Below are 6,943 nucleotides of genomic sequence, written 5' to 3'. Positions count from 1 at the left end.
GCCCGCGGCCCGCCCGCCCCCGCGCCCCCCCCCCCCCGTCCAGACGCCGCTCAGGCGACGGCGTTCCGGGCTCCACCGAGCGCCACAGCGTCCGGTCGGTGAAGCCGACCGAGACGGAGACGCCGACATCCGTGACCGCCGCGGCCTGGACCAGCAGATCCAGGTCCCGCAGGAGCAGCGTCCCCTTGGTGAGGATCGAGAAGGGGTTCGCGTGGTCGCGCAGCGCGCTGATGATCCCCGGCATCAGGCGGTACCGGCCCTCCGCGCGTTGGTAGCAGTCGACATTGGTGCCCATCGCGATGTGTGCGCCCTGCCACCGAGGCGAGGCCAGCTGGCGGCGCAGCAGCTCGGGGGCGTTGACCTTCACGACGATCTGGCTGTCGAAGCCGATCCCGGTGTCCAGGTCCAGGTAGCTGTGGGTCTTGCGGGCGAAACAGTAGACACACGCGTGGCTGCAGCCGCGGTACGGATTCACGGTCCATTCGAACGGCATACGGGAGGCCCCGGGAACCCGGTTGAGGATCGAGCGGGCGCGGATCTCATGGAACGTTATGCCGCGGAACTCAGGCGTGTCGAAAGTGCGTGTGGTCACCGCGTCCGTGCCGAAGAGCGCGAACTCACCGGTGGCGGCGGTGCGCCCGGATCCTGGGGCGTCCGGCGTGGTCCGGCTGTTCTGCGGATTGTCGGCGAGATTGTCCCAGCGCATGAGGGCCTCCTCGGTAGCACTGGCCACAGAATAGAACACATGTTCCCTTGATCGCTTCGGGCCCTGGATTTGGAGGGTCGTACGAGAGGTGATTGTCTTGGCCCACCTGACGGAACCGAGGGCTGGAGGAAGAGCTATGGCGCAGGTCGAGGCCACAACGGAGCGGATCATCGCGGCGGACGCGGAGACCGTGTTCGACGCGCTGGCCGACTACAAGGACACCCGCGCGAAGCTCCTGCCCGGGCACTTCAGCGAGTACCAGGTGCGCGAGGGCGGTGACGGTGCGGGCACCGTCGTGCACTGGAAGCTCCAGGCCACCAGCAAGCGCGTCCGTGACTGCCTGCTGGAGGTGACCGAGCCGAGCGAGGGACGGCTGGTCGAGAAGGACCGCAATTCCTCCATGGTCACCACCTGGACGGTCACTCCGGCCGGTGAGGGCAGGGCCAAGGCTGTCGTGACCACCGTCTGGAACGGCGCGGGCGGCATCGGCGGATTCTTCGAGCGCACGTTCGCGCCGAAGGGGCTTGCCCGCATCTACGACGAGCTTCTCGCCAAGTTGGCCACTGAAGTCGAGAAGTAGTCGAAGAAGCATCCGAAGCGGGGGCAAGCAGCCGGAGCCGCGTCAAAGTCGCAGGTCGGTACGTCGCAGGTGAAGGACACCGCTTCGGGGTGGCTCCCCCCGCTGGACGAGCTCTGCGACCCCTGAGCCGGACATGGCGTTGATCCCTACGAAGTCCCCGCCGGATGGCTGACGCCGCGACGCGCCGGGTAGGCAGTGGCGGTACGGGTGGAGGCCGCTGCCGGGCGACAATGCGCGGGAGGACGGCACGAGCGGCCGAGCTGCGGAGCGGAGGCGGCATTGAAGATCCTGGTCAGCGCCGATATGGAGGGGGCCACGGGCGTCACATGGCCGGGCGACGTGCTGCCCGGCACTCCCCAGTGGGAGCGCTGCCGCCCGCTCTTCACCTCCGATGTGAACGCCGCCGTGCTCGGATTCTTCGACGGCGGCGCCGACCAGGTGGTCATCAACGAGGCGCACTGGAGCATGCGCAATCTGCTGCTGGAAATGCTGGACGACCGGGCCGAGTTGCTGACCGGGCGGCACAAGACGCTGTCCATGGTGGAAGGCGTGCAGCACGGTGACATCGACGGTGTCGCCTTCATCGGTTATCACACCGGAGCGGGCAGCCAAGGCGTCCTCGCGCACACCTACCTCGCCAACTCCATCACCGGTGTCTGGCTGAACGGAGACCGGGCCGGCGAGGGACTGCTCAACGCCCGGGTTGTCGCCGAATACGGAGCGCCGGTCGTTCTCGTCACCGGTGACGACCTGACCTGCGAGGACGCACTCGGTTACGCGCCCGAGGCGCGGAAGGTCGCCGTCAAGGACCACATCTCGCGGTATGCCGCCGTATGCCGCACCCCCGCTCGTACCGCTGCGGAGATCCGCGCCGCCGCTCAGCAGGCCACTGCGCTCGCCGTACGCCACGAGCCTGTGCGGGGCGGGCCGTTCACCGTGGAGGTCGAGTTCGACGCCGAGCATCTCGCCGGTGCCGCGACCGTCGTGCCCTCGGTGGCGGTGAGCGGCGAGCGCCGTATCGCGTACACAAGCGTGACGATGTATGAAGCCATTCGCACGTTCAAGGCGGTTACGACGATCGTCTCGGCCGCGGTGGAGGAGCAGTATGGCTGATGTGAGACACCCCGAGCCAGGAATCGCGCACATGAACCCCAGTGGCCACGAAAACGGCGACGCCCGCAGTGGTGTTGACGATCTCGCGCTCGATGAGGTGGTCACCTTCACCTCCGAACTGATCCGCATCGACACCACCAACCGCGGCGGCGGGGACTGCCGCGAGCGCCCCGCCGCCGAGTACGTCGCCGAGCGGCTCGCCGGCGCGGGCCTGGAACCGATGCTGCTGGAGCGCACCGAGGGCCGGACGAACGTGGTGGCGCGGATCGAGGGCACGGACCCGTCCGCGGACGCGCTGCTGGTGCACGGCCATCTCGACGTCGTACCCGCCGAGCCCGCCGACTGGACCGTCCACCCCTTCTCCGGTGAGGTACGCGACGGTGTCGTGTGGGGGCGCGGCGCCGTCGACATGAAGAACATGGACGCCATGGTCCTCGCGGTGGTACGCGCCTGGCGGCGCACCGGCGTCCGGCCGCGCCGCGACATCGTGATCGCGTACACGGCGGACGAGGAGGCCAGCGCCGAGGACGGCTCGGGTTTCCTCGCCGACCACCACCCGGAGTTGTTCGAAGGGTGCACCGAAGGCATCAGTGAAACCGGGGCGTTCAGCTTCCATGCCGCACCCGGCATGACGCTCTACCCCATCGGAGCGGGTGAGCGCGGCACCGCCTGGCTGAAGCTCACCGCCCGCGGCCGGGCGGGCCATGGCTCCAAGGTCAACCGGAGCAACGCGGTGACCAGGCTCGCTGCGGCCATCGCCCGGATCGGTGAGTACGAATGGCCGGTACGGCTCACGCCCACCGTGCGGGCGGCCCTTTCCGAGCTCGCCGCGCTGCACGGGGTGGCCGCGGACCTGGACGCCGCCGCCCCGGACGTGGACGCACTGCTGGCCAAGCTCGGCCGGGCGGCGGAGCTTGTCGAACCGGTCGTGCGCAACAGCGCCAACCCGACCATGCTGGAAGCCGGTTACAAGGTCAACGTGATCCCGGGACAAGCCACCGCCTACGTCGACGGGCGTGTGTTGGCCGGCACCGAGGACGAGTTCCGCGAGACGCTCGACCGGCTCACGGGCCCCGACGTGGACTGGGAGTTCAGCCACCGCGAGGTGGCACTCCAGGCCCCCGTCGGCTCCTCGACCTTCGCTCGGCTGCGTGCCGCCATCGAGGCGTTCGACCCCGGCGCGCACGTCGTGCCGTACTGCACCCCCGGCGGCACCGACGCCAAGCAGTTCTCCCGGCTCGGCATCACCGGTTACGGCTTCTCGCCGCTGAGACTTCCTGAAGGCTACGACTACGGTGCGATGTTCCACGGGGTTGACGAGCGTGTCCCCGTCAGCGCACTGCACTTCGGTGTTCGCGTACTCGACCGCTATCTCAAGTCCGCTTAGGGGGATGGGGAATGGTACCCACGGGGGCCTACGGGACCTGGCCGTCGCCGATCGACGCCGCGCTCGCCGCCTCGAACGACGGGCGGCCCGAGTTCATCGGCACGGTCGGCGACGAGGTGTGGTGGAGCGCGCCGCGGCCCACCGAAGATGGGCGCCGCACCCTGGTGAGACGCAGACCGGACGGCACCGAGGAAACGGTCCTTCCCGTTCCGTGGAACGTACGCAGCCGGGTCATGGAGTACGGCGGCCTCCCCTGGGCCGGAGTGCCGCGTGCTGAGGACGGCCCTTTCATCGTGTTCGTCCACCACGACGACCAGCGCGTGTACGCCCACGAGCCCGACGCAGGCACGCGGCCGAGACCGCTCACCCCCGTGTCGGACCTGGGTGAGGGGCTGCGCTGGGCCGATCCCGTCATCCACCCCGATCGGGGCGAAGTCTGGTGCGTGCTGGAGGAGTTCACCGGCGAGGCGCCCACCGACGTACGCCGGGCGATCGTCGCCGTACCGCTCGACGGCTCGGCGGCCGACGACCGCACCGCCGTACGGGAGCTGACCGACGGCCGGCACCGCTTCGTCACCGGACCCCGGCTGTCACCTGACGGGCGGCGCGTCGCCTGGGTCGCCTGGGACCACCCGCGGATGCCCTGGGAAGGCACCCGGGTCATGCTCGGCGAGGTCGCGGGCGAGGGCCCCTTCGGCGCGGTTCGCCAAGTCGCGGGCGGCGCTGACGAGTCGGTCGCCCAGGTCGACTGGGGCAGGGACGGCTCACTGCTCTACGTCTCGGACGCGGGCGGCTGGTGGGAGCCGTACGCGATACGGCCCGCGGACCTCGACGGAGGTGGTACCGCCGGCATGGCACTGTGCCCGGGCCGCGGCGAGGAGTTCGGCGGGCCGCTGTGGCAGCTCGGCCTCAACTGGTTCCAGCCTCTGGAGAACGGGCTGGTCGCCGCGATCCACGGCAAGGGCGCCACCTCGCTCGGCATACTCGATCCCGAGACCGGCCAGCTCGTCGACACCGCGGGCCCCTGGACCGAGTGGACGCCGACCCTCGCCACGCACGGCACCCGCGTCGTCGGCGTCGCGGCGAGTCCGCGCAGCGGCTACGAGATCGTGGAACTCGACATCCGTACCGGCCGGGCACGCGTCATCGGCGCCGCACACGACGACCGGGTGGATCCCTCGTACTACCCCGAACCGCAGATCCGGGTCTTCACCGGGCCCGAGAACCGCGAGATCCACGCCCATGTCTATCCGCCCCACAGCCCGGACCGCGTCGCACCCGACGACGAACTGCCCCCCTACGTGGTGTGGGCGCACGGCGGACCGACCGGACGGTCCCCGCTCGTACTCGACCTGGAGATCGCCTACTTCACCTCACGTGGCATCGGCGTCGCCGAGGTCAACTACGGCGGCTCCACCGGCTACGGTCGCGAGTACCGCGAACGGCTGCGCGAGCAGTGGGGCGTGGTCGACGTGGAGGACTGCGCTGCCGTCGCCGAAACACTGGCCGCCGAGGGCACGGCCGATCCGGACCGGCTGGCGATCCGGGGCGGCAGCGCGGGCGGCTGGACCGCCGCGGTGTCCCTCACCAGCACCCGCGTCTACGCCTGCGGTGCCATCCGCTACCCCGTACTGGACCTGCTGGGCTGGGCCGGCGACGGCACGCATGACTTCGAGTCCCGCTACCTGGATTCACTGATCGGGCCGCTTGACGAGATGCCCGGCCGCTACCGTGAACGCTCGCCGCTCGAACACGTCGACCGCATCGACGTCCCGCTGCTGCTGCTCCAGGGCCTGGACGACCCGATCTGCCCGCCCGCGCAGAGCGAGCGCTTCATCGCACTGCTCGCGGGACGGGGGACGCCCCATGCCTACCTCGCCTTCGAGGGCGAAAGCCATGGCTTCCGGCGAGCGGAGACGCTGATCCGCGCCCTTGAGGCCGAGCTGTCCCTGTACACGCTGACCTTCGGCACCCCGCGAGGCGACGTCCCGGTGCTGGGACTGGAGAAATGAGCCGTCGACCCGCGGAGGCGACGGCCCGGCCCCTGACCCGGCCCGCGCGACTGCGGCCGGGCGACCGGGTCGCCATCGTCGCTCCCAGCGGACCCGTACCGGCGGACCGTCTCGACAAGGGCCTTGCCATCCTGCGCGGCTGGGACCTGGAGCCGGTCGTGCTGCCGCACGTGCTCGACGAGCACCCCCGGCTGTCCTACCTCGCGGGTGCCGACGCGGCACGTGCCCGGGACCTCCAGGACGCCTGGTGCGATCCGTCCGTGTCCGCCGTGATCTGCGCTCGGGGCGGCTACGGCGCCCAGCGCATCGCCGACCTGCTCGACTGGGACGCGGTGCGCGAGGCAGGGCCGAAGGTGTTCGTCGGCTACAGCGACGTGACGGCGCTGCATGAGGCCTTCGCCCTGCGCGCGGGATTCGTGACCCTGCACGGGCCGATGGCGGCCGCACTGACCTTTCTGGAGGACCGGGACACCCAGGAGTCGCTGCACGCCACCCTCTTCGCACCCGAAACGGTGCGGACGCTGGGGCTCGGCAGCGCGCGACCGCTGGTCCCGGGCCGTGCCCGCGGGACCACCTTGGGCGGCTGCCTGAGCCTGCTCGCCACCGGGATCGGCACCCCGCACACCTGGCCGTCCGCTGATGGCGGGCTGCTGCTGATGGAGGACACCGGGGAGGAGCCGTATCGGCTGGACCGTGTGCTCACTCAGCTACTGCGCTCCGGATGGCTGGACGGGGTGTCCGGGATCGCCCTCGGATCGTGGGCGGGCTGCGGGCCCTACGAGCAGCTCAGGCGTGTGTTCGTCGACCGGCTCGGCGGCCTGGGTGTCCCGGTCGTGGAGGAGCTCGGTTTCGGTCACGGTGCCCCGGCGCTGACGATTCCCCTCGGGGTACCGGCGGTGCTGGACGCGGACTCCGGGTCGCTGGAGCTTGACGAGCCCGCGTTGGTCTGAGAGTCAGGCGCCGGTCGGTCCTGACTGCGGCGGTGTCCACGCGCGGGCCGTGCCCGTGCCCGAGCCGTGCTCCGCGGCCGCGGGGGGGGGGGCGGCCGGCCGCCGGCCCCGCGGGGGGGGGGGGGCGCGCCCGGGGGCGGGCGCGCCGCCCCGCCGCCGCCCCCGCCCCCCCCCGCGCGGCCCGCGCCCCCGCGC

General features: G+C 71.1%; 6 protein-coding genes. 5 read left to right on the top strand and 1 reads right to left on the bottom strand.

Annotation, left to right across the window (positions count from 1 at the left end; all coding sequences use genetic code 11):
- Window positions 1–706: radical SAM protein (locus ACFWI9_RS06710; protein WP_387159429.1), on the bottom strand; the 706-nt coding region annotated here is incomplete at its 3' end.
- A gap of 136 nt (window positions 707–842) precedes the next feature.
- Here ACFWI9_RS06710 and ACFWI9_RS06705 point away from each other — a divergent pair.
- From ACFWI9_RS06705 to ACFWI9_RS06685, 5 genes are all read left to right on the top strand, one after another.
- Window positions 843–1,286, top strand: a complete 444-nt coding sequence (locus ACFWI9_RS06705; RefSeq protein ID WP_387159428.1) for an SRPBCC family protein — start codon at window positions 843–845, stop codon at window positions 1,284–1,286.
- Window positions 1,287–1,565: 279 nt separating this feature from the next.
- Window positions 1,566–2,399, top strand: a complete 834-nt coding sequence (locus ACFWI9_RS06700; protein WP_387159427.1) for a M55 family metallopeptidase — start codon at window positions 1,566–1,568, stop codon at window positions 2,397–2,399.
- A 31-nt stretch (window positions 2,400–2,430) separates the two neighbouring features.
- Complete coding sequence (locus tag ACFWI9_RS06695) at window positions 2,431–3,786, top strand: M20/M25/M40 family metallo-hydrolase (protein ID WP_387159453.1); 1,356 nt, start codon at window positions 2,431–2,433, stop codon at window positions 3,784–3,786.
- Window positions 3,787–3,797: 11 nt separating this feature from the next.
- Complete coding sequence (locus ACFWI9_RS06690) at window positions 3,798–5,798, top strand: prolyl oligopeptidase family serine peptidase (protein WP_387159426.1); 2,001 nt, start codon at window positions 3,798–3,800, stop codon at window positions 5,796–5,798.
- Complete coding sequence (locus ACFWI9_RS06685; protein WP_387159425.1) at window positions 5,795–6,748, top strand: LD-carboxypeptidase; 954 nt, start codon at window positions 5,795–5,797, stop codon at window positions 6,746–6,748. The genes ACFWI9_RS06690 and ACFWI9_RS06685 overlap by 4 nt, the downstream gene beginning before the upstream one ends.
- Window positions 6,749–6,943: the final 195 nt, after the last annotated feature.

The organism is Streptomyces sp. NPDC127084 (genome assembly GCF_042724175.1).
GTDB lineage: Bacteria > Actinomycetota > Actinomycetes > Streptomycetales > Streptomycetaceae > Streptomyces.
This window is presented reverse-complemented; position numbering and strand designations above follow the sequence as displayed.

What these genes read in the sequence shown, in the direction of transcription:
- ACFWI9_RS06690 (WP_387159426.1), top strand. Translation starts at nt 3,798, where the DNA reads ATGGTACCCACGGGGGCCTACGGGACCTGGCCGTCGCCGATCGACGCC.
- ACFWI9_RS06695 (WP_387159453.1), top strand. Translation starts at nt 2,431, where the DNA reads ATGAACCCCAGTGGCCACGAAAACGGCGACGCCCGCAGTGGTGTTGAC.
- ACFWI9_RS06685 (WP_387159425.1), top strand. Translation starts at nt 5,795, where the DNA reads ATGAGCCGTCGACCCGCGGAGGCGACGGCCCGGCCCCTGACCCGGCCC.
- ACFWI9_RS06705 (WP_387159428.1), top strand. Translation starts at nt 843, where the DNA reads ATGGCGCAGGTCGAGGCCACAACGGAGCGGATCATCGCGGCGGACGCG.